Annotated in this window: 19 protein-coding genes; 11 read left to right on the top strand and 8 right to left on the bottom strand. The window is 53.3% G+C overall.

The window, feature by feature from the left end; translation table 11 throughout:
• The first annotated feature begins 27 nt into the window (after positions 1 to 27).
• From folE to mglC, 6 genes are all read left to right on the top strand, one after another.
• The gene (gene folE, locus LCD46_15040; GenBank protein ID UOY69387.1) at positions 28 to 696 is read left to right on the top strand and encodes a GTP cyclohydrolase I FolE; all 669 of its coding nucleotides are present in this window, start codon (positions 28 to 30) and stop codon (positions 694 to 696) included.
• Positions 697 to 715: 19 nt separating this feature from the next.
• The gene (locus LCD46_15035; GenBank protein UOY69386.1) at positions 716 to 1,873 is read left to right on the top strand and encodes a DUF418 family protein; all 1,158 of its coding nucleotides are present in this window, start codon (positions 716 to 718) and stop codon (positions 1,871 to 1,873) included.
• Between the two features lie 155 nt (positions 1,874 to 2,028).
• Positions 2,029 to 3,051 (top strand): HTH-type transcriptional regulator GalS, encoded by a 1,023-nt coding sequence (gene galS, locus LCD46_15030; GenBank protein ID UOY69385.1) that lies wholly within the window; start codon positions 2,029 to 2,031, stop codon positions 3,049 to 3,051.
• Positions 3,052 to 3,346: 295 nt separating this feature from the next.
• Positions 3,347 to 4,345, top strand: coding sequence for a galactose/glucose ABC transporter substrate-binding protein MglB (gene mglB, locus LCD46_15025; GenBank protein UOY69384.1), 999 nt, complete (start codon positions 3,347 to 3,349; stop codon positions 4,343 to 4,345).
• Between the two features lie 79 nt (positions 4,346 to 4,424).
• On the top strand, positions 4,425 to 5,945 hold the full coding sequence (gene mglA / locus LCD46_15020) for a galactose/methyl galactoside ABC transporter ATP-binding protein MglA (GenBank protein UOY69383.1): 1,521 nt from the start codon (positions 4,425 to 4,427) through the stop codon (positions 5,943 to 5,945).
• 15 nt (positions 5,946 to 5,960) lie between these two features.
• Positions 5,961 to 6,971, top strand: a complete 1,011-nt coding sequence (gene mglC / locus LCD46_15015; protein ID UOY69382.1) for a galactose/methyl galactoside ABC transporter permease MglC — start codon at positions 5,961 to 5,963, stop codon at positions 6,969 to 6,971.
• 49 nt (positions 6,972 to 7,020) lie between these two features.
• Here the strand turns inward: mglC and LCD46_15010 are convergent, their stop codons facing one another.
• The 5 genes from LCD46_15010 to LCD46_14990 form a co-directional block, all read right to left on the bottom strand.
• Positions 7,021 to 8,409, bottom strand: coding sequence for a glutamine synthetase family protein (locus tag LCD46_15010; protein UOY72978.1), 1,389 nt, complete (start codon positions 8,407 to 8,409; stop codon positions 7,021 to 7,023).
• 121 nt (positions 8,410 to 8,530) lie between these two features.
• Complete coding sequence (gene sanA / locus LCD46_15005; protein UOY69381.1) at positions 8,531 to 9,250, bottom strand: outer membrane permeability protein SanA; 720 nt, start codon at positions 9,248 to 9,250, stop codon at positions 8,531 to 8,533.
• Positions 9,251 to 9,377: 127 nt separating this feature from the next.
• A complete protein-coding gene (cdd, locus tag LCD46_15000) occupies positions 9,378 to 10,262 on the bottom strand; it encodes a cytidine deaminase (protein UOY69380.1) in 885 nt (294 codons plus the stop codon).
• A gap of 129 nt (positions 10,263 to 10,391) precedes the next feature.
• On the bottom strand, positions 10,392 to 11,087 hold the full coding sequence (locus LCD46_14995) for a CidB/LrgB family autolysis modulator (GenBank protein UOY69379.1): 696 nt from the start codon (positions 11,085 to 11,087) through the stop codon (positions 10,392 to 10,394).
• Positions 11,084 to 11,479, bottom strand: a complete 396-nt coding sequence (locus tag LCD46_14990) for a CidA/LrgA family protein (protein UOY69378.1) — start codon at positions 11,477 to 11,479, stop codon at positions 11,084 to 11,086. The genes LCD46_14995 and LCD46_14990 overlap by 4 nt, the downstream gene beginning before the upstream one ends.
• Before the next feature lie 167 nt (positions 11,480 to 11,646).
• On the opposite strand from LCD46_14990, the gene dusC reads away from it, so the two are divergent.
• Entirely contained in the window at positions 11,647 to 12,579 is a 933-nt protein-coding gene (dusC, locus tag LCD46_14985; protein UOY69377.1) for a tRNA dihydrouridine(16) synthase DusC, read from the top strand.
• A gap of 145 nt (positions 12,580 to 12,724) precedes the next feature.
• Positions 12,725 to 14,143: a multidrug resistance outer membrane protein MdtQ gene (gene mdtQ, locus LCD46_14980; protein ID UOY69376.1), complete on the top strand. Its 1,419-nt coding sequence runs from the start codon at positions 12,725 to 12,727 to the stop codon at positions 14,141 to 14,143.
• Between the two features lie 8 nt (positions 14,144 to 14,151).
• On the opposite strand, the gene LCD46_14975 is transcribed toward mdtQ, so the two are convergent.
• Positions 14,152 to 14,724 (bottom strand): DedA family protein, encoded by a 573-nt coding sequence (locus LCD46_14975; GenBank protein UOY69375.1) that lies wholly within the window; start codon positions 14,722 to 14,724, stop codon positions 14,152 to 14,154.
• Positions 14,725 to 14,881: 157 nt separating this feature from the next.
• Here LCD46_14975 and LCD46_14970 point away from each other — a divergent pair, with 157 nt between their 5' ends.
• Together LCD46_14970 and pbpG are read left to right on the top strand one after the other, a co-directional pair.
• A complete protein-coding gene (locus tag LCD46_14970; GenBank protein ID UOY69374.1) occupies positions 14,882 to 15,469 on the top strand; it encodes a YIP1 family protein in 588 nt (195 codons plus the stop codon).
• Positions 15,470 to 15,635: 166 nt separating this feature from the next.
• The gene (gene pbpG / locus LCD46_14965; GenBank protein ID UOY69373.1) at positions 15,636 to 16,559 is read left to right on the top strand and encodes a D-alanyl-D-alanine endopeptidase; all 924 of its coding nucleotides are present in this window, start codon (positions 15,636 to 15,638) and stop codon (positions 16,557 to 16,559) included.
• A gap of 41 nt (positions 16,560 to 16,600) precedes the next feature.
• Here the strand turns inward: pbpG and LCD46_14960 are convergent, their stop codons facing one another.
• A complete protein-coding gene (locus LCD46_14960; GenBank protein ID UOY69372.1) occupies positions 16,601 to 17,155 on the bottom strand; it encodes an N-acetyltransferase family protein in 555 nt (184 codons plus the stop codon).
• Positions 17,156 to 17,291: 136 nt separating this feature from the next.
• Positions 17,292 to 19,016, bottom strand: coding sequence for a D-lactate dehydrogenase (gene dld / locus LCD46_14955; protein ID UOY69371.1), 1,725 nt, complete (start codon positions 19,014 to 19,016; stop codon positions 17,292 to 17,294).
• Between the two features lie 189 nt (positions 19,017 to 19,205).
• On the opposite strand from dld, the gene bglX reads away from it, so the two are divergent.
• A complete protein-coding gene (gene bglX / locus LCD46_14950; GenBank protein ID UOY72977.1) occupies positions 19,206 to 21,503 on the top strand; it encodes a beta-glucosidase BglX in 2,298 nt (765 codons plus the stop codon).
• Positions 21,504 to 21,536 lie beyond the last annotated feature (33 nt).

The following is a 21,536-nucleotide window of genomic DNA, read 5'->3' as shown; positions in this document are numbered from 1 at the left end:
AAGACGCCACACCTGCAGGAGAACAAAATGTCATCACTCAGTAAAGAAGCTGCCCTGGTCCACGAAGCCCTGGTTGCGCGCGGTCTTGAAACGCCGCTGCGTCCACCCGTTCAGGAATTGGACAATGAAACCCGCAAGCGTCTGATTGCCGGTCATATGACCGAGATCATGGAGCTGCTGAATCTCGATCTGAGCGACGACAGCCTGATGGAGACGCCGCACCGCATCGCAAAAATGTACGTCGACGAAATTTTCTCAGGTCTGGATTACGCCAACTTCCCGAAAATCACCGTCATCGAAAATAAAATGAAAGTGGATGAGATGGTAACGGTACGTGACATCACGCTGACCAGCACCTGTGAACACCACTTCGTGACTATCGACGGTAAAGCAACCGTGGCGTATATCCCAAAAGATACGGTGATTGGTCTGTCGAAGATTAACCGCATCGTGCAATTCTTTGCTCAGCGTCCACAGGTACAGGAGCGTCTGACGCAGCAGATCCTGACCGCGCTGCAAACGCTGCTGGGCACCAATAACGTGGCTGTCTCTATCGACGCGGTTCACTACTGCGTGAAAGCGCGCGGCGTGCGTGATGCGACCAGTGCGACCACCACCACGTCGCTGGGCGGTCTGTTTAAATCGAGCCAGAACACCCGCCAGGAGTTCCTGCGCGCAGTGCGTCACCACAACTAAGTCTTACAGGGCAGGGACCATGGAGCGAAACGTCACGCTCGATTTTGTTCGCGGCGTCGCCATTCTCGGTATCCTGCTGCTTAATATCAGCGCCTTCGGTCTGCCGAAGGCGGCTTATCTCAACCCAGCCTGGTATGGCGACATCACGCGCAGCGATGCCTGGACGTGGGCAATCCTCGATCTCTTTGCACAGGTTAAATTCCTCACCCTGTTTGCCCTGCTGTTTGGCGCTGGTCTGCAACTGCTCCTTAAACGCGGTACGCGCTGGATCCAGTCGCGCCTGACGCTGCTGGTTCTGCTCGGGTTTATCCACGGCCTGTTCTTCTGGGACGGCGATATTCTTCTTGCGTATGGGTTAGTCGGGCTCATTTGCTGGCGTCTGATTCGCGATGCGCACAGCGTAAAAAGCCTGTTTAACACCGGCGTGATGCTCTATGTCATGGGGCTTGGGGTACTTTTACTCCTGGGGATGATCTCTGGCGAAGCGACAAACCGTTCCTGGATCCCGGATGCCGCTAACCTCCAGTACGAGCAATACTGGAAGCTGAAAGGTGGCACGGAGGCGATAAGCAACCGTGCGGATATGTTGGGTGATAATCTGCTTGCGCTGGGAGCGCAATATGGCTGGCAGCTGGCGGGTATGATGCTGATGGGCGCGTCACTGATGCGCACCGGCTGGCTGAAAGGCGAATTTAGCCTGCGCCACTATCGCCGCACGGGCACCGGGCTGGTCCTGCTCGGCGTGCTGATTAACCTCCCGGCGGTGATTGCGCAGTGGCACCTCCACTGGGATTACCGCTGGTGTGCGTTCCTCCTTCAGGTGCCGCGCGAAGTGAGCGCACCGTTCCAGACCATCGGCTATGCGGCGCTGATCTATGGTTTCTGGCCGACGCTTTCCCGCCTGTGGATCGTCAGCGCCATCGCCTGCGTGGGCCGTATGGCATTGAGCAATTACATTCTGCAGACCTTGATATGCACCACGCTTTTCTATCGATTTGGCCTGTTTATGAAATTCGACCGCCTGGCGCTGCTGGCGTTTGTTATTCCGGTCTGGGTGGTTAACCTGGCGTTTTCTGTTATCTGGCTACGTTATTTCCGCCAGGGACCGCTGGAGTGGATGTGGCGTCAGTTAACCGCACTTGCGTCAGGGGTATCATTAAGAAATACATCCAGATAACGATCTGGATCACAATCATTAACAAAACGGATGTAAGCGTTTTCATCTGTGTGAGCTTCTTCACGTAGTCCCCTTTCTCTCGCTGCCAGAATAGCCACCTTGCTAAACACAGGGGGTGTCTGTGAGTTGCTGCAATCCTTTGAAGGATGGTGAATATGATCACCATTCGTGACGTCGCCCGCCAGGCGGGTGTTTCTGTGGCTACCGTCTCACGCGTGCTGAATAACAGCGCGCTGGTCAGCCCTGAAACCCGTGAAACCGTAATGAAAGCCGTGACTCAGCTCGGGTATCGGCCAAATGCCAATGCCCAGGCGCTTGCGACGCAGGTCAGCGACACCATCGGCGTGGTGGTAATGGATGTTTCGGATGCCTTTTTCGGCGCACTGGTGAAAGCGGTCGATATGGTCGCCCAGCAGCATCAGAAATATGTCCTGATCGGCAATAGCTACCATGAGGCGGAAAAAGAACGTCATGCCATTGAAGTGCTGATCCGCCAGCGCTGTAACGCCTTGATTGTCCATTCAAAAGCCTTGAGCGATGAAGAGCTAACCGGATTGATGGAGCAGATCCCGGGTATGGTGCTGATCAACCGCATCGTCCCCGGCTATGCCCACCGCTGCGTCGGGCTGGATAACGTCAGCGGCGCCATGATGGCCACGAAAATGCTCATCAACAACGGACATCAGCGGGTCGGTTATCTGGCCTCCAGCCATCATATTGAAGATGACGATCTGCGGCGCGAGGGGTGGCAGAACGCCCTGAAAGAGCACGGCATTACGCCATCCGAGAGCTGGGTGGGAACCGGCACGCCGGACATGCAGGGCGGTGAAGCGGCGATGGTGGAGCTACTGGGCCGTAATTTGCAGCTGTCTGCGGTGTTTGCCTATAACGACAGCATGGCGGCAGGCGCCCTGACGGCGCTGAAAGATAACGGCATTGCGGTGCCACAGCATTTATCACTCATTGGTTTTGATGATATTCCAATTGCCCGTTACACCGACCCGCAGCTGACAACGGTGCGCTACCCCATTGCCTCTATGGCGAAACTGGCGACTGAGCTGGCGTTACAAGGGGCGGCAGGGCTGCTGGATCAAGGGGCAACCCACTGTTTTATGCCGACTTTAGTTCGCCGTCATTCTGTCGCCGCTCGGCAAATTGTGGTTCCGATCACTAACTGATTACATGAGCTGATGTAACCGTTTTCAATCTGTGAGTAAATTCACAGTATCTTAACAAGGCGCTGACTATGATGTCAGCGTTTTAGGGGCTGAAACGCTATGTAACAGTGATTATTCACTTTCACTATAGCCAATGTGCCGCAAACAACGAATAAAACGCATTTCTGGAGCGTTACCGAACACGGAAGATAGAAATTTTATAAGTGAACTTCGGCGGTCAGTAACGTTTTATTAACACCCGCCTGCCGATCGTTATTCACAAGAACTACCCTGCATAAAAAAAACCGGAGATACCATGAATAAGAAGGTGTTGACCCTGTCTGCTGTAATGGCAAGCATGCTTTTTGGTGCAGCAGCGCACGCTGCGGATACCCGTATTGGTGTGACCATCTATAAATACGACGACAACTTCATGTCTGTTGTGCGTAAAGCGATCGAGAAAGATGCGAAAGCAGCGCCAGATGTTCAGCTGCTGATGAATGACTCCCAGAACGACCAGTCCAAACAGAACGACCAGATCGACGTTCTGCTGGCTAAAGGCGTGAAAGCGCTGGCAATCAACCTGGTTGACCCGGCTGCAGCAGGCACAGTTATCGAAAAAGCGCGCGGCCAGAATGTGCCAATCGTCTTCTTCAACAAAGAACCTTCCCGTAAAGCGCTGGACAGCTATGACAAAGCGTATTACGTCGGTACTGACTCCAAAGAGTCCGGCATTATTCAGGGCGATCTGATCGCTAAACACTGGGCGGCGAACCCGAACTGGGACCTGAACAAAGACGGTCAGATCCAGTTCGTTCTGTTGAAAGGCGAACCAGGCCATCCGGATGCTGAAGCCCGTACCACTTACGTTATTAAAGAGCTGAACGATAAAGGCCTGAAAACCCAGCAGCTGGCGTTAGATACCGCAATGTGGGATACCGCTCAGGCGAAAGATAAGATGGACGCGTGGCTGTCTGGCCCGAATGCTAACAAAATCGAAGTGGTTATCGCCAACAACGATGCGATGGCAATGGGTGCAGTAGAAGCGCTGAAAGCACACAACAAATCTTCCATTCCTGTATTCGGTGTGGATGCGCTGCCAGAAGCACTGGCACTGGTTAAATCGGGTGCAATGGCCGGTACCGTTCTGAACGATGCCAACAACCAGGCGAAAGCAACCTTCGATCTGGCGAAAAACCTGGCCGACGGTAAAGGCGCTGCTGATGGCACCAACTGGAAGATTGAAAACAAAATCGTTCGCGTACCTTACGTGGGCGTAGACCAGTCCAACCTGGCTGAGTTTATCGGTAAATAAGTAATTAGTACTGTCTTCACTGGGCGCAACTTGTTGCGCCCTTTTATAACGCGATATGCGAGGCCAACAAGGTATAATTATGGTCAGCACAACTACTCAGTCGTCCGGTGAATACTTGTTGGAAATGAACGGTATCAACAAGTCATTTCCCGGTGTTAAGGCACTCGATAATGTTAATTTAAAAGTTCGTCCTCACTCTATTCATGCTTTGATGGGAGAGAACGGTGCAGGTAAATCAACATTATTAAAATGTCTTTTTGGGATCTATCAAAAAGATTCTGGCAGTATTCTTTTTCAGGGGAAAGAGATCGATTTCCATTCAGCAAAAGAAGCACTGGAAAACGGTATCTCGATGGTTCACCAGGAATTAAACCTGGTGCTGCAGCGTTCAGTGATGGATAACATGTGGTTGGGTCGTTATCCAACCAAAGGTGTCTTTGTCGATCAGGACAAAATGTACCGCGACACCAAAGCGATTTTCGATGAGCTGGATATTGATATTGATCCGCGCGCCCGCGTAGGGACATTATCTGTATCTCAAATGCAGATGATCGAAATTGCCAAAGCGTTCTCCTATGATGCAAAAATCGTCATCATGGACGAACCGACATCGTCATTAACGGAAAAAGAGGTTAACCACCTTTTTACCATTATTCGTAAACTTAAAGATCGCGGCTGCGGCATTGTGTATATCTCCCACAAAATGGAAGAGATCTTCCAGCTCTGTGATGAGATTACCATCCTGCGTGACGGTCAGTGGATTGCCACTCAGCCTCTCGAAGGGCTGGACATGGACAAGATCATCGCCATGATGGTCGGCCGCTCGCTGAACCAGCGCTTCCCGGACAAAGAAAACAAGCCGGGTGAAGTGATCCTTGAGGTGCGTAACCTGACTTCACTGCGTCAGCCATCCATTCGCGATGTCTCCTTCGACTTGCATAAAGGCGAAATTCTGGGGATCGCAGGGCTGGTCGGAGCCAAACGTACCGATATCGTGGAAACCCTGTTTGGTATCCGTGAGAAAGCGGAAGGCACCATTACGCTCCATGGTAAGAAAATCAATAACCACAACGCCAACGAAGCCATTAATAATGGTTTTGCGCTGGTGACGGAAGAGCGTCGTTCTACCGGTATTTACGCTTATCTGGATATTAACTTTAACTCGTTAATTTCGAATATTCGTAACTATAAAAACAAAGTTGGTCTGCTGGATAACTCCCGCATGAAAAGCGATACCCAATGGGTAATTGACTCTATGCGTGTTAAAACACCTGGCCACCGCACACAAATTGGTTCGCTTTCGGGCGGCAACCAGCAGAAAGTGATTATCGGTCGTTGGTTATTAACTCAGCCAGAAATTCTGATGCTGGATGAACCGACCCGCGGTATTGACGTTGGTGCGAAATTCGAAATTTATCAACTGATTGCTGAACTGGCGAAAAAGAATAAAGGGATCATTATTATTTCTTCCGAAATGCCGGAATTGTTAGGGATCACAGACCGTATTCTGGTTATGAGCAATGGTCTCGTTGCCGGTATTGTTGACACCAAAACGACAACGCAAAACGAAATTTTGCGTTTAGCGTCTTTGCACCTTTAAGATCAGGGGCTCCTCATGAGTGCGTTAAATAAAAAAAGTTTTCTCACTTACCTGAAAGAAGGCGGTATTTACGTTGTTCTTTTAGTCCTGCTGGCTATCATCATTTTCCAGGACCCTACGTTCTTAAGTCTGCTGAACCTGAGTAACATTCTGACCCAGTCATCCGTGCGTATTATCATCGCGTTGGGCGTGGCGGGGCTGATTGTGACCCAGGGTACTGACCTTTCCGCAGGGCGTCAGGTTGGCCTTGCTGCGGTTATTGCAGCCACCCTGTTGCAGTCGATGGAAAACGCCAACAAGGTGTTCCCGGAAATGGCAACCATGCCGATTTTCGTGGTGATCCTGATTGTCTGTGCCATTGGCGCGGTGATTGGTCTGATTAACGGCATCATTATCGCTTATCTGAACGTGACGCCATTCATCACCACGTTAGGTACGATGATCATCGTTTACGGTATCAACTCCCTGTACTACGACTTCGTCGGTGCGTCTCCAATTTCTGGTTTCGACAGCGGCTTCTCGACCTTTACGCAAGGGTTTATCGCGCTGGGCAGCTTTCGCCTGTCGTATATCACCTTCTATGCGCTGATTGCGGTGGCCTTCGTCTGGATCCTGTGGAACAAAACCCGTTTCGGTAAGAACATCTTCGCTATCGGCGGTAACCCGGAAGCGGCGAAAGTCTCCGGCGTAAACGTTGCTCTGAACCTGCTCATCATCTATGCCCTGTCTGGTGTGTTCTACGCCTTCGGCGGGATGCTGGAAGCGGGCCGTATCGGCTCTGCAACCAACAACCTCGGTTTCATGTATGAGTTGGATGCGATCGCAGCCTGTGTGGTGGGTGGCGTCTCCTTCAGCGGCGGCGTGGGTACTGTGCTCGGCGTGGTGACCGGTGTGATTATCTTCACCGTGATCAACTACGGTCTGACCTACATCGGTGTGAACCCGTACTGGCAGTACATCATCAAAGGCGCCATCATTATCTTCGCGGTTGCGCTGGATTCCCTGAAGTACGCACGTAAAAAATAATGCCTTTTTGCGTCACCCGGCCCGCTCATTGAGCGGGCTTTTTTATTCCTCACGCCAGATTCGACTCTTCTTTGGTCACGATGCTCTCAAACCAGTCGAGTTCAGCAAGCTTGCAGGCGATCCACTGTTCGGAAAAAGCCTCGCCCAGGCTGTTGGTGAGATACTGACAGCGGGCAAATGTCTCAATGGCTTCCTGCTGAAACAGCGGCAGAACCGGGTCATCCTGCTGCGGTTCTGGTAAATCTTCTTCGTCGATGTTTTCCAGCCCGTACAGCATACCGGTCAGGATGGTGGCTGCCACCAGATATGGATTCGCATCGGCCCCGGCCAGTCGGTACTCAATACGACAGTTGTTCTCATCCGAGCAGGGAATGCGCAGTGCAGCGGAGCGGGTGTTATAACCCCAGGAGTTAAATAAGGGTTCTGTCAGGTTTTTACGCAGGCGGCGAAACGCGTTGACGCCCGGAGCAATCACGGCGATGGAGGCAGGCATCAGTGCAAGCTGGCCCGCGATGCATAAACGCATCATGCTATTAAGCTCATTCCCTGGTGAGGCAAAGACGTTTTTGCCGTGGCTATCGTTCAGACTGAAGTGGAAATGCAGGCCGCTGCCGGACTGCTGACTGAACGGTTTTGCCATAAAACTGGCCTGCAGGCCATGCTGTTCAGCCACGTGTCGGGTCAGACGTCGTAGTGCCAGCACGTTATCACATACTTCAACGACACGATGGCTATGCTTCAGGTTTAACTCGAACTGGCCGGGTTCAGCTTCTGCCACGATCCCGGTCAGAGGGATGCGTTGAAGTTGAGCTAGCTGTTCCAGCTCGTCAAACAGCGCTGCGTGTGCTGTCGAGGTATCCATATGAAAGCAGCCCTGATTCTGTGGATCCTGAGTTTCTCTGCCCGTCAGATAGAACTCAATTTCCGGGGCAATCACCGGGAATAGCCCGTGCTGGTGGAAACGGGCCAGGACATTTTGCAGTATTACTCGTGGTTCAAATGGGCAGGGCTGGCCGTTGCTGTCTTTCATCGTCAGCAGGATCTGCGCATTGTGCTGTGGATCTTGCGCAGAAGGGCACAGGGAACCGGAGACGGGGATGCACAGCCGGTCTGGTTCATCATGAAGCGGGGCGGAAATTATTCCTTTCTGGCCCATGGAATAGACGGAGAGAGGAAAGTAGCAGCCTTTTTCCAGCGTCAGCATGCTTTCCACTGAGAGACGCTTGCCGCGCATAATGCCATTGATATCGTTCAGGTAAACATCAATATGTTTTGTCAGCGGATAACGCTCCAGATAATCCGTGACCTCCATCGGGATACTGTGCTGCATCGCCTCAATTTTTTCATCCAGCCAGAGGCCTGAATTGAGCGCCGTCGGGAGAGATAAGCCCGGGAAGTTAAAATACGGACGGAGACTTTTCAGGAAAAACGCATTTATGATTGAGTTCATAGTCATTCTTCAATGAAGCCGTAGCGGCAGTGAACTCAGCTTAAAGGGGGCGGCATAAAGGGGAGATAAAAAGCGTCAGGCCCGGCGTAAAGAAAGTATAAAGGTGATGCTATTTTTTCTCTTTTTTCTGCATATCAAGCAGTTGTTCTGGCGTGACGGCAGGGTAACCCTGCGCATCTTCCGGCACTTCATGCATCGCCGGGATCGGCACCAGCGGGCCTAAAAAGCGCGGTTCGCGTTTGAAAATGTACAGGTCTGCCAGCGCGCCAAAACGGGCACCAAACTCGCGTACACGCACGCTCAGCATATCTTTTGGTGACGGTACCGCGTAGCACTGCGCCTGAATGCCCATATGCAAGGCGATAAACAGCGCGCGCTCGCAGTGGAAGCGCTGGGTGATGATGATGAAGTCGTTGGTGTCGAAGACTTTACGCGTGCGCACGATGGAGTCCAGGGTGCGGAACCCGGCGTAATCGAGCACGATATCCGCAGGGTCGACGCCAGCGGCAATCAAATCCTTACGCATCGTCACCGGTTCGTTATAGCTTTGCAGGGCGTTATCACCGCTTAACAGCAGGTAATTCACTTTGCCACTGTTGTAGGCGTTCAGTGCGCCCTGAATTCGGTAACGGTAGTACTGATTGATCACACCGGTGCGGTAATACTTGGCCGTACCGAGTACCACACCCACCTGACGGTAGGGCAGGTCCTGCAGGTCATCAAAGATATAGGGGGCGGTTTTCCAGCTCATCCAGCGATCGAGGCCCAGCACGATCAACAGCAGTATGCCGACCAGGACAGACAGGCTGTAAAAAACGCGCTTTAACATGCAGATGGCTCGTTCCGAAGATGAAATTTAACTCAGGCTACTTTACCCGCCTGGATAGCGCAAGAAACAGCGACTCAACTGAGGGGTTTTTCAGCAACGTGGCGGGCATTTCTGCCCGCCGGAAGGATTACGCGAGCAGTACGCGGTCGATTGTTGTGCAGCCCAGCGCTTTTAACGTGGCAGCGGTGGCATCCCACTGAATCAGTGGCGCATCGGCAATTTCTGCCAGAATGGCGCGCTGAATATCCGGATAGTCATAGCCGTTCAGGCTCAGCAGGTTGAGTGCGCCCTGCAGCGGTGGCAGCGTTGGGTTAAAGGCGGCGTTTTCGGCATAGCTGCCGCTAAAGATACGACCATCCCGACACTGCAGCGCGACACCGCTCGGGGATTTGCTGTACGGCGTGTGGCTTTTGTTGGCAGCGCGAATGGCAGCCTGGGCCAGGTCATCACCGGACAGGGCAAAACCGTGGTCCTGTTCGTCCATCAGCAGGGTTTTGATCTCAAGATCTTTCGGGCCAAAGGCATCAGGCAGGTAATCCCCCAGCGTATGCGGTGCGCGGCCAGGCAGGTTAATGCGCAGTTGCAGCCCGCTGTTCAGCTCATTCATAAACTGACGGCAGTGACCACACGGCGTGTAGTTAACGGTGATGGCGTTCAGCGCTTTTTCACCGCGCAGCCAGGCATGGCTGATGGCGCTCTGCTCAGCGTGAACAGTCTGTTGCATGGTCGCGCCCAGAAACTCCATATTACCGCCGAAGTACCATGTCCCGCTGATGCCGCGTGCAATGGCCCCGACGTTGAAGTGGGAGAGGTCAGCACGCGCACAGGCGGCAGCCAGTGGCAGCAGAGCAAAAGCCAGCGCGTCTTCGTCCAGTCCCGTTGCCTGTTTCAGCATCGTGACCTGCTCCGCCGTCAGCAGGGCGGGGAAATGCTCATCCGCCAGAATCGGGGTCAGAGCGGTTTGCAAATTCTCGGCAAGCTGGGCGAAAGCAGCTTGAAAACGTGGATGCATTGCGTTTGCCTCATAAAGGTTAATGGATCGGTAGTTTACGGAGCCGATGGGGCTTTATATGTGATCCAGTTCTCAATATGTATGCAACTTATGAAATCAAAATGAAATTTGCGCGACGCATCGCAAATTTTAGCCCATTACCACCAGAATCAGCGGGAAAATGAATGGGGCCAGCAGGGAGGTGATGATCCCGCAGATGACCAGTGCCAGTGAGCTAAACGCCCCTTCCTGATAATCCAGTTCTGCACAGCGTGCTGTCCCCAGTGCGTGCGATGCTGTCCCCATTGCCAGGCCCCGCGCAGCTTTGGTATGAATGCGCATGCCATTGAGCAGAGTATGTCCAAACACAGCACCCAAAATACCAACGAAAATCACACACATGGCGCTGATGGCTGGAATCCCTCCAAGGCTACCGCCAACCGCCATCGCAATTGGCGTGGTGACGGATTTTGGCAGGATAGAGGCTGCAATTTGTGGAGACGCTCCCATCAGCAGCGCTACCGACGTCCCGGTGATCATTGCCACCAGACTGCCCACAAAGCAGATCGTAATGATGGACTTCCAGCGAGCGCGGATCTGGTGAAGTTGCTCATATAAAGGAAAGGCGAGTGCCACAACGGCGGGCTGTAGCAAATCATTTAAAATTTTGCTGCCGGCAAAATAGCGTTCGTAAGGAATGCCGGTGAGAAGCAGGAATGGAATGATCACCACCATGGCCACCAGCAGTGGATTCAACAGCGGCATTTTGAAACGTGCGGCAAGTTTGCGTGCGGCGAAGAACACCACCAGCGTTAACGGTAGCGACCACCAGATATTGGCTATCATTTTTTTGTTTTCTCCCCGACAACTTTACGTTCGCCATGCACCAGATGAGAGCTCCAGCTCACGACCAGGAAAACCACCAGCGTACTGACCGCACAGGAGACTACGATCGGGCCGAACTGGGCTTTAAGCAAATCAAAATACTGCATGACCCCGACGCCGATAGGCACGAAAAGCAGCGCCATATAGCGAATAAGGACGAAGCAGCCAGGGTTGACCCACTTAGCGGGTAGAATTTGCAACGCCAGTAAAACAAACAGGATTAGCATGCCGATAATGCTACCGGGGATCGTGATGGGCAGCAGCGACGCGATGAAAATCCCGGCATACAGGCAGGCATAAATCAGGACGAATGCACGCAGATATTGCCAGATAATGTTCAATGATTTGCTCATGAAGAAAGTCCTTGCTGAAACGCATTCATCATACAATTAAACCTGAAAATGTGCCATGGATCACATCATGAATTTTGAGCATACCAGACATTCCAGAATGGAACGTCGGACTTTCCACATACATACAGAGCAGATACTATAGCGCGTCTTTTTTCACAGGTACTGATATGCGTGTTTTACTGGCCCCAATGGAAGGCGTGCTCGACTCTCTCGTGCGCGAGCTTCTGACCGAGGTGAACGACTACGATCTCTGCGTGACGGAGTTTCTGCGCGTGGTCGATATGTTGTTGCCAGTAAAATCCTTCTACCGACTTTGCCCCGAGCTGCACAACCAGAGCCGTACCTCCTCCGGTACGCTGGTACGTATTCAGTTGCTCGGTCAGTACCCTGAATGGCTGGCGGAAAACGCTGCCCGCGCGGTCGAGCTCGGGTCTTACGGGGTGGATCTCAACTGCGGATGTCCGTCGAAGCTGGTGAACGGCAGCGGCGGTGGGGCGACACTGCTGAAAGATCCAGAACTCATTTACCGTGGTGCGAAGGCGATGCGTGAAGCTGTGCCTGGGCATTTACCGGTGACGGTAAAGGTGCGTCTGGGCTGGGACAGCGACGCCCGGCAGTTTGAAATTGCCGATGCTGTACAGCAGGCCGGTGCCACGGAGCTGGTGGTGCATGGCCGCACGAAAGAAGATGGCTACAAAGCCGAGCGTATTAACTGGCAGGCGATCGGTGAGATCCGTAAAAGGCTGACTATTCCTGTTATCGCCAACGGTGAAATCTGGGATTACGAGAGCGCGCAGGCATGTCTGAAAGAGACAGGCTGCAATGCGGTGATGATCGGCCGCGGCGCGCTTAACGTACCTAACCTCAGCCGGGTGGTAAAATATAACGAACCGCGAATGCCGTGGGCAGACGTCGTCACGCTGCTGCAAAAATACAGTCGTCTGGAAAAACAGGGTGACACCGGGCTATATCATGTCGCGCGAATTAAACAGTGGCTGAGTTATTTGCGCAAAGAATATAGCGAGGCGTTGGGGCTGTTTCAGGAGATCCGCACACTACAAACGTCTGGTGATATTGCGCGGGTTATTCAATCAAAATAATAAATATGAATATATAATTAATTCATTTAGTGAATATTTTTCCAATTATGTAAATGTATAACAATGTCCCCATTGCCACGCATTCCTAAAAAAATAAACAGCATTAAGCGTAATTTTCGCCTTTATTTTTTGAGTGTGTGGCGTAATGAAACGTTCTCTTATTTTATCTCTGAGTTTCCCCGTTGCTTTTATTCTGGTGGCCTGCGCGCCGGAACATACCACGGTATCTCCCCTGAAGACGCAATCAGTAACAGCGTCGGTTAATACAACACTCCATGCTTCAGCATGGCCGAAAAATGAGTGGTGGAAAGACTATAACGATCCTGAGCTTAATTCGCTGATTGCCAAAGCGCTGAACGACGCGCCGGATATGCAGATTGCCCGCCAGCGCATTACGCTTGCCGAAGCTCAGGCCAAAGCCGTCATGGCGGCAGACGGTCCGCAAATTAATTTTTCCGCCGATGCGGAACGCCAGAAAATGTCCGCTGAAGGGCTGATGGGACCCTTTGCGATTACCGACCCGGCGGCAGGTACTACCGGGCCCTGGTACACAAACGGCACCTTTGGTCTGACCGCTGGCTGGGATCTCGATCTGTGGGGGAAAAATCGCGCGCAGGTTGAAGCCCGTATAGGCCGAGTGAATGCGCAAAAAGCGGAGCTGGAGCAAACCCGACAACTGCTGGCCAGCAGCGTGGCCCGGCTCTACTGGGAGTGGCAAACTCAGGCCGCAGTGCAGGATGTCCTCGTCCAGATCAAACATGAACAGGACAACATTATCGGCGCCGACCGTGAGCTCTATCAGCACGGGATCACCTCTTCCGTTGAAGGGGTTGAAACCGATATCAACGCCAGCAAAACCGAAGAACAGCTGGCGGAAGTCAACGGGAAGATGAAAGCCGTTGAGGCGCGTCTGGTTGCGCTAACGAATTCCTCCTCCGTGACGCTTTCGCGGCATGCGCTGCCGACGGTCGATGCCTCTCTACCGTCAACGCTGGGGTATGAACTGCTGGCGCGTCGACCGGATCTTCAGGAGGCACACTGGTATATCGAAGCCTCCATGAGCGAGGTGGAGGCGGCCAGAGCGGCTTTTTATCCTGATGTGAATCTGATGGCATTCTTACAGCAGGATGCGCTCCACCTGAGCGACCTGTTCCGTTCTTCAGCGCAGCAGATGGGGGTGACAGCGGGGCTGACACTGCCGATTTTCGACAGCGGCAGACTAAATGCGAACCTTGATATCGCCCAGGCGCAAAATAATCTCTCGGTCGCCAGTTACAACAAAGCGGTGGTGGAGGCGGTTAATCAGGTGGCACGTACAGCCAGTGAAGTCGAAACCCTGATGGCGAAAAATCGCCAACAGCTGCAGGTCGAAAATGATGCGGCGCGCGTTGTGGCCCTGGCGCAGGCACGTTTTAGTGCGGGTATTATCGCGGGTTCACGGGTCAGTGAAGCCAGAATACCGGCACTCAAAGAACAGCTCGCCGGGTTGATGCTGAAAGGTCAGTATATCGACGCCACGCTGCAGCTGACGTCGGCACTGGGTGGCGGTTATCATCATAGCTGAAAGGGTCATCAATCCTCATCGCGAGTTTTCTCGCGATGCTTCAGCCACAGCCGTACTGCAATCACCGCCACAACCACCAGAATTAACCACGCCCAGTGCTTCAGGTGCTGGTCAAGGTTATGCAGCCATGGACCAATCACTTCGCCACCGACGTAACCGAGCGTCGTAAAGATAAGCGCCCAGGCAATCGCGCCAAGAATATTGAGCGGTAGGAAAATTTTCGGAGGCAGATGGCTGGCACCTATCAGTATTGGGCCGATAATTCGAAAGCCGTACATAAAGCGTGTGCCAATGACGAACAGATAGGGATGACGTTGAATGAGCCGCTGAGCGCGTCGAATTTTCTTCTGATGCTTTTTGAAACGCTTAAGTAGCCCTGGCCCAAAGCGCAGCCCCAGAAAGTAGAGCAGCTGGTCGCCAATCATCCCCCCCAGGGCGACGGCGGCGACGACCAGCGGGAATTTCAGTAACCCCTGATGCGCGGCGACGCCGCCGAGCAATGTGATGGTTTCGCCTTCTGCCACGCTGCCAGCAACCAGCGCGGCGTATCCATATTGTTCAATAAGATTGTTGATATCCATTACGTAAACGTCATCTCCCTCGGTATACCTCCGTTAATCATATACCCCATGAATCAACAGCGGGGAAATCAACGGAAATTTCCTGCTGTACATAAAATAATCTAAAGCCTGCATTATACTTAAAGTATCGCTGACGGACCGACAACAAGGGGGCTCTATGAACCATGTCTGGGGACTTTTCTCCCATCCCGATCGTGAAATGCACGTCATCAAAAGTGAGAATGAAACCGTCTCGCATCATTACACGCACCATGTGTTGCTGATGGCCGCGGTGCCGGTAATATGCGCCTTTATCGGAACAACTCAAATCGGCTGGAACTTCGGGGATGGCACCGTAGTTCAGCTTTCATGGTTTACCGGGCTTTATCTGGCCATCATCTTTTATGGCCTGATGCTGGCGGGTGTTGCCGTCATGGGGCGTGTCATTCACTGGATGGCGCGTAACTACCCGCAACGTCCATCGCTGGCGCACTGTATGGTCTTCGCCGGATATGTCGCGACCCCGCTGTTCTTAAGCGGTATTGTTGCGCTCTATCCACTGGTCTGGTTGTGCGCGCTGATCGGTACCATTGCCCTCTTTTACACCGGTTATTTGCTGTATCTGGGGGTTCCAACCTTCCTGAATATTAATAAAGAAGAGGGCCTGAGCTTCTCCAGTTCAACACTCGCTATCGGTGTGCTGGTGCTGGAGGCGTTACTGGCGCTGACGGTAATTCTTTGGGGTTATGGATACCGTCTCTTCTAAGTTCACTGCATTGCTGGCGTAAATGCCAGCAATGCAGCATCTGCTCACGATTATCCGCTGGCGACAAAGCGCGGTGACGGCTATGATGCCGAAGCCAGCCTGTGTTTACCGTCGACACAGGCGGTGTACGTCATTACGTGCGTGAATAATTATCAGAAGTCTCACCATGCTGAAATTCCGAGTCTCTTTACTTAGCCTGGCACTGTTGCTGGGGGCGTCCGCTGCCGTGCCAGCCATCGCCAAAACGCCCGCGGTGACTGCTGCTGCTGCCCAGCCGCAAATTGCCTCCGGCAGCGCAATGATTGTTGATCTCAACACCAATAAGGTCATTTACGCCAGCCATCCGGACCTGGTGCGCCCGATTGCCTCCATTACCAAATTAATGACCGCGATGGTGGTGCTTGATGCACATCTGCCGCTGGACGAAAAACTGAAAGTGGATATTAGCCACACGCCGGAGATGAAAGGGATTTATTCCCGCGTGCGACTGAACAGCGAAATCAGCCGTAAAAATATGCTGCTGCTGGCGCTGATGTCATCTGAAAACCGCGCTGCGGCGAGCCTCGCCCACCATTATCCGGGCGGCTACGACGCATTTATTCGTGCGATGAATGCGAAAGCCAAATCGCTGGGGATGAACAATACGCATTATGTTGAACCGACAGGTCTGTCGATTAACAACGTCTCCACCGCCCGCGATCTGACAAAACTGCTGATCGCCAGCAAACAGTACCCGCTGATTGGTCAGCTCAGTACCACCCGTGAAGAGACGGCGACGTTTGCGAACCCAGCCTATACGCTGCCGTTCCGTAATACTAACCATCTGGTTTACCGGGATAACTGGAATATCCAGTTAACGAAAACCGGTTTTACCAATGCGGCGGGACACTGTCTGGTCATGCGTACTGTTTTTAACGGCAAACCGGTAGCGCTGGTGGTGATGGATGCCTTCGGCAAATACACCCACTTCGCGGATGCAAGCCGACTGCGTACCTGGATTGAAACGGGGAAAGTGCAGCCTGTTCCGGCTGCGGCATTGACCTATAAAAAGCAGAAAGCTGAACAGATGGCGACCGCGCAAAACGACTGAGCCGCCTGTCAGCGCCGGGTGGCGGCTTCGCCTTACCCGGCTTACTCCGGCAGCGTCCAGTCTCCATCGTTGAGTGGACGCTGCATAATCACCGTATCCCGCCAGTCGCCTTTCTTATACCCCACGCTGCGCAACTGACCGACAATCTCAAAGCCGTGTTTTTTGTGCAGCCGTAACGAGCCGGGATTATTACTGCCATCCCCCACAACGGCAATCATCTGGCGCCATGGGCCTTGTTCGCAGCGCGCAATCAGCGCACTCATTAATGCGGAGCCAAAACCGCGTCCGGTGGTGCTGGCATCCACGTAAATTGACTCTTCCAGAGTATAGCGATAGGCGTGTCGCGGGCGGTAAGGTGTGGCATAGCAATAGCCGACAACGATGCCGCGATAAAGAGCGATAAGCCACGGTAAACCGTTCTCTGCCACACCTTTCATACGTTGACGCATTTCATCAATGGTGGGGGGAATTTCTTCAAATGACGCACGCCCGTGAAGCACATGCCAGGCATAGATGGCCGCGATGGCATGCACATCATCGGGAAGGGCATCGCGCACTTCCAGTTCGGTTTCGGATAAAACATCAACAGCCGACATGATGTGCCTGCTCCTCGTTATAGAATGCCGGAGAAACGTTTCTCCGGCGTCAGACAGTTACTCTATTACGATTAAGGAGCGCTTAACAATCTCTCAAATTTGGCTGTAGGAATTAATCAGAAGCTTGCGTAATCTGCTATTCCGTGTCAGCACTCTCTTTCCAGTATTTCTTCCGCGTTGTTTTACCGATACCGGGATTCATGCTGTTTGTAGGGTCATTCTCGCGATAAAACTGCTTAAGTGCGTCAGGGGCTTTATAAAGATGACCGACGTTGTGTTCCGCAGGATATTGTGCGCCACGTTCACGTAACAGGGCGAGCATCTGCTCCTTCAGTTCGTGCGCATCAACCCCTTTTTTAACGATGTAATCCTGATGGAAGACGTAGCACATAAAGTGGCCATAATAGAGCTTGTGTACCAGCTTGCTGTCGATCTCCGGCGGCAGGTGTTCAAACCACTCGGTATCGTTGCGTCTTAGGGCGATATCCAGCGCCAGAATATCTTCTACCTCTTCTGAATGTACCGCCTGATAACGGATGGCGGCACCCGCAGCGGCAAAACGGTGCAGGAAGGCTTTGCTGCCTTCTTCAGGAGTACAGGCAAAGAAATCCCCGTCGGCGGTTTTGAAGAATTCGGTCAGCCAGGTCTGCGCTTCGGTAATCCCGTCACCGGCCATTTTCAGCAGTAAATGGTGTTCATATTTGTCGCGCCAGGTTTTCATCCGCTCCGGTAAATGCGCCGGGAAGACGTTGCCTAACTTCTGCATAAAGCGGTCAGTGAAGTGAGGTTTAAACAGCGACACTTTCTCCAGCATCGCGTCGGTGCGGCCCTTCATAGTGAAGAAGAACGGCATTTTGTCGGTGCCGAGCTTGTCGATCATCAGGAAGGTGTCTTTGCCGTAGCGCTCGGCAATGTCGTAAATATCCCGATGCATATATTCGCCCGCCACGGGCAGGTGCGTGAATTCACCCAGAATATGGCGGCGGATCTCGGTCAGCACCTCAGGCTGATTAGTACCGATGTAAAATACCTGCTGTTTTTTCTCTGCCGGGAACGTATCAAGGCGTACCGCAAAAACCGCCAGCTTGCCCGCGCAGCCAGAAGATTCAAACAGGCGATCCGGATCGGCGTTGTAACGGGCTGGCGTATCGGCTTCGATATCCCGCACGCGGGTAACATAATCGTGATCGTGCGCATGGCGGCCATCGTGCTGAACGTCTTCATCTTTAACGCGATCGTCGTCAAGTTTGCTGAGGATTTGTTCCGGCGTAACGCCCAGATCAATCCCCAGATGGTTAACCAGCGTCAGTTTGCCGTTTTCGTCAATACGGGCAAAAAGCGACATTTCGGTATAAGCGGGGCCACGCTGCACCAGCGAACCGCCGGAGTTGTTGCAGATCCCACCTACCACCGAGGCGCCAATGCAGGAGGAACCGATCACCGAGTGCGGCTCACGACCCAGCGGCTTAAGTGCTTTTTCCAGAGAGTAGAGCGTTGTACCAGGGAAGGCGAGCACCTGCTCACCTTTATCCAGAAGGTGTAATTTGTCGAGGCGCAGGGTGCTGATGATGACAATGTCACGATCGTAATCGTTGCCGTTCGGCGTTGAGCCTTCGGTCAGGCCAGTGTTTGCTGCCTGCATTAATATAATCTTGTCTGCGGCGACGCAGGCGCTCAGCACGCGCCATAGCTCCAGCAGCGTGCCGGGGAAAACCACCGCCAGCGCCTCGCCCTGACCGGAGCGAAACCCCTTACGGTAGCGGGCGGTTTTGGCCGGGTCGGTAAGCAGGTGAGAGGAGCCAACCAGGCGCGACAGTTCGTTGATAAACGTCGTGTTATTGTGAGTTTGAACAGAAGACATCTTCCACTCCTTGTGGTGGGGCAAATTTCTCGCAATAAAGCATAGCGCGATTAACTGTTAAGCGGTCGAGTATTCACGAGAAAAATCAGAGAATAACCCTGCAACGTTCAGAGGGTTTGTGGCACACTGCGCCTTTCGCACGGTTTGGCCGAGATCTTCCGGCGGTTATTGATGAGAGAGTATAACAACATGAAATGGCTATGTTCTGTAGGTGTTGCCGTCAGCCTGGCGCTGCAACCCGCGCTGGCAGAGGATTTGTTTGGCAATCATCCGCTTACGCCTGAAGCCCGGGACGCGTTTGTGACGGAATTGCTCAAGAAAATGACGGTCGATGAGAAAATCGGCCAGTTGCGTCTTATCAGCGTTGGCCCGGATAACCCGAAAGAGGCCATCCGTGAAATGATTAAGGATAGTCAGGTCGGGGCGATTTTTAACACCGTTACCCGCCAGGACATCCGTAAAATGCAGGATCAGGTGATGGAACTCAGTCGCCTGAAAATACCGCTGTTCTTCGCCTATGACGTGCTGCACGGTCAGCGCACCGTCTTCCCCATCAGCCTTGGTTTAGCCTCCTCCTTTAACCTCGACGCGGTGAAAACCGTGGGGCGAGTTTCCGCGTATGAAGCGGCAGATGATGGCCTGAACATGACCTGGGCACCGATGGTCGACGTCTCCCGCGATCCGCGCTGGGGCCGTGCGTCCGAAGGCTTTGGTGAAGATACTTATTTAACCGCCACGATGGGCAAAACCATGGTGGAAGCGATGCAGGGCAAAAGCCCGGCAGACCGTTACTCTGTCATGACCAGCGTGAAGCACTTCGCCGCTTACGGTGCAGTGGAGGGCGGCAAAGAGTATAACACCGTTGACATGAGCCCGCAGCGCCTGTTCAACGACTATATGCCGCCGTACAAGGCAGGTCTGGACGCGGGCAGCGGCGCGGTGATGGTGGCGCTCAACTCGCTGAACGGCACGCCTGCGACGTCTGATTCCTGGCTGCTGAAAGACGTACTGCGCGACCAGTGGGGCTTTAAGGGCATCACCGTTTCTGACCACGGCGCCATTAAAGAACTGATCAAACACGGTACCGCATCCGATCCGGAAGATGCCGTGCGCGTGGCGCTCAAGTCCGGCATTAACATGAGCATGAGCGACGAGTACTACAGCAAATACCTGCCGGTGCTGGTGAAGAGTGGCAAGGTAACGATGGCGGAGCTGGACGATGCCACGCGTCACGTGCTGAACGTGAAATACGACATGGGGCTGTTTAACGATCCGTACAGTCACCTGGGGCCGAAAGACTCTGACCCGGTAGATACCAACGCCGAAAGCCGTCTGCATCGTAAAGAAGCGCGTGAAGTTGCGCGTGAAAGCCTGGTACTACTGAAGAACCGCCTCGACACGCTGCCGCTGAAAAAATCTGGCACCATTGCCGTGGTCGGTCCGCTGGCCGACAGCAAGCGCGACGTGATGGGGAGTTGGTCCGCGGCGGGCGTCGCTGACCAGTCCGTGACCGTGCTGACGGGTATTAAGAACGCTGTCGGTGAAAACGCCAGTGTGGTCTATGCCAAAGGGGCTAACGTCACTAACGATAAAGACATCGTGACGTTCCTCAACCAGTATGAGGAAGCGGTGAAGGTTGACCCGCGCACGCCGAAAGAGATGATCGACGAAGCGGTTAAAACGGCAAAACAGTCTGATGTCGTTGTGGCGGTTGTGGGAGAAGCGCAGGGGATGGCGCATGAAGCTTCCAGCCGTACCGATATCACCATTCCGCAAAGCCAGCGCGATTTGATCGCTGCCCTGAAAGCGACGGGCAAGCCGCTGGTGCTGGTGCTGATGAACGGTCGTCCGCTGGCGCTGGTGAAAGAAGACCAGCAGGCTGACGCGATTCTGGAAACCTGGTTCGCCGGTACCGAAGGCGGTAACGCGATAGCCGACGTACTGTTTGGCGATTACAACCCGTCAGGCAAATTGCCAATGTCCTTCCCGCGCTCCGTTGGTCAGATCCCGGTCTACTACAGCCACCTGAACACCGGTCGTCCGTACAACGCCGACAAACCGAACAAGTACACGTCTCGTTACTTCGACGAAGCTAATGGCCCGCTGTACCCGTTTGGTTATGGCCTGAGCTACACCACCTTCAAGGTATCTGACGTGAAAATGTCGTCCCCGAGCCTGAAGCGTGACGGTAAAGTGACAGCCAGCGTTGAGGTGACAAACACCGGTAAGCGCGAAGGGGCTACGGTGATCCAGATGTACGTTCAGGATGTGACTGCCTCCATGAGCCGTCCGGTGAAGCAGCTGCGTGGCTTTGAAAAGGTCAACCTGAAACCGGGTGAAACCAAAACCATCAGCTTCCCAATTGACGTGGACGCGCTGAAGTTCTGGAATCAGCAGATGAAATACGATGCTGAGCCTGGCAAATTCAACGTGTTTATCGGTGTGGATTCTGCCCGGGTGAATAAAGGCGAGTTCGAACTGCTGTAACCTTTCCTTCCTTTGCATCCCCCGTTCGCGGGG

This window comes from Enterobacter ludwigii (assembly GCA_023023105.1).
GTDB lineage: Bacteria > Pseudomonadota > Gammaproteobacteria > Enterobacterales > Enterobacteriaceae > Enterobacter > Enterobacter adelaidei.
Note: the sequence above shows the minus strand (reverse complement) of the source record. Positions and strands in the feature narration are given on the sequence as shown.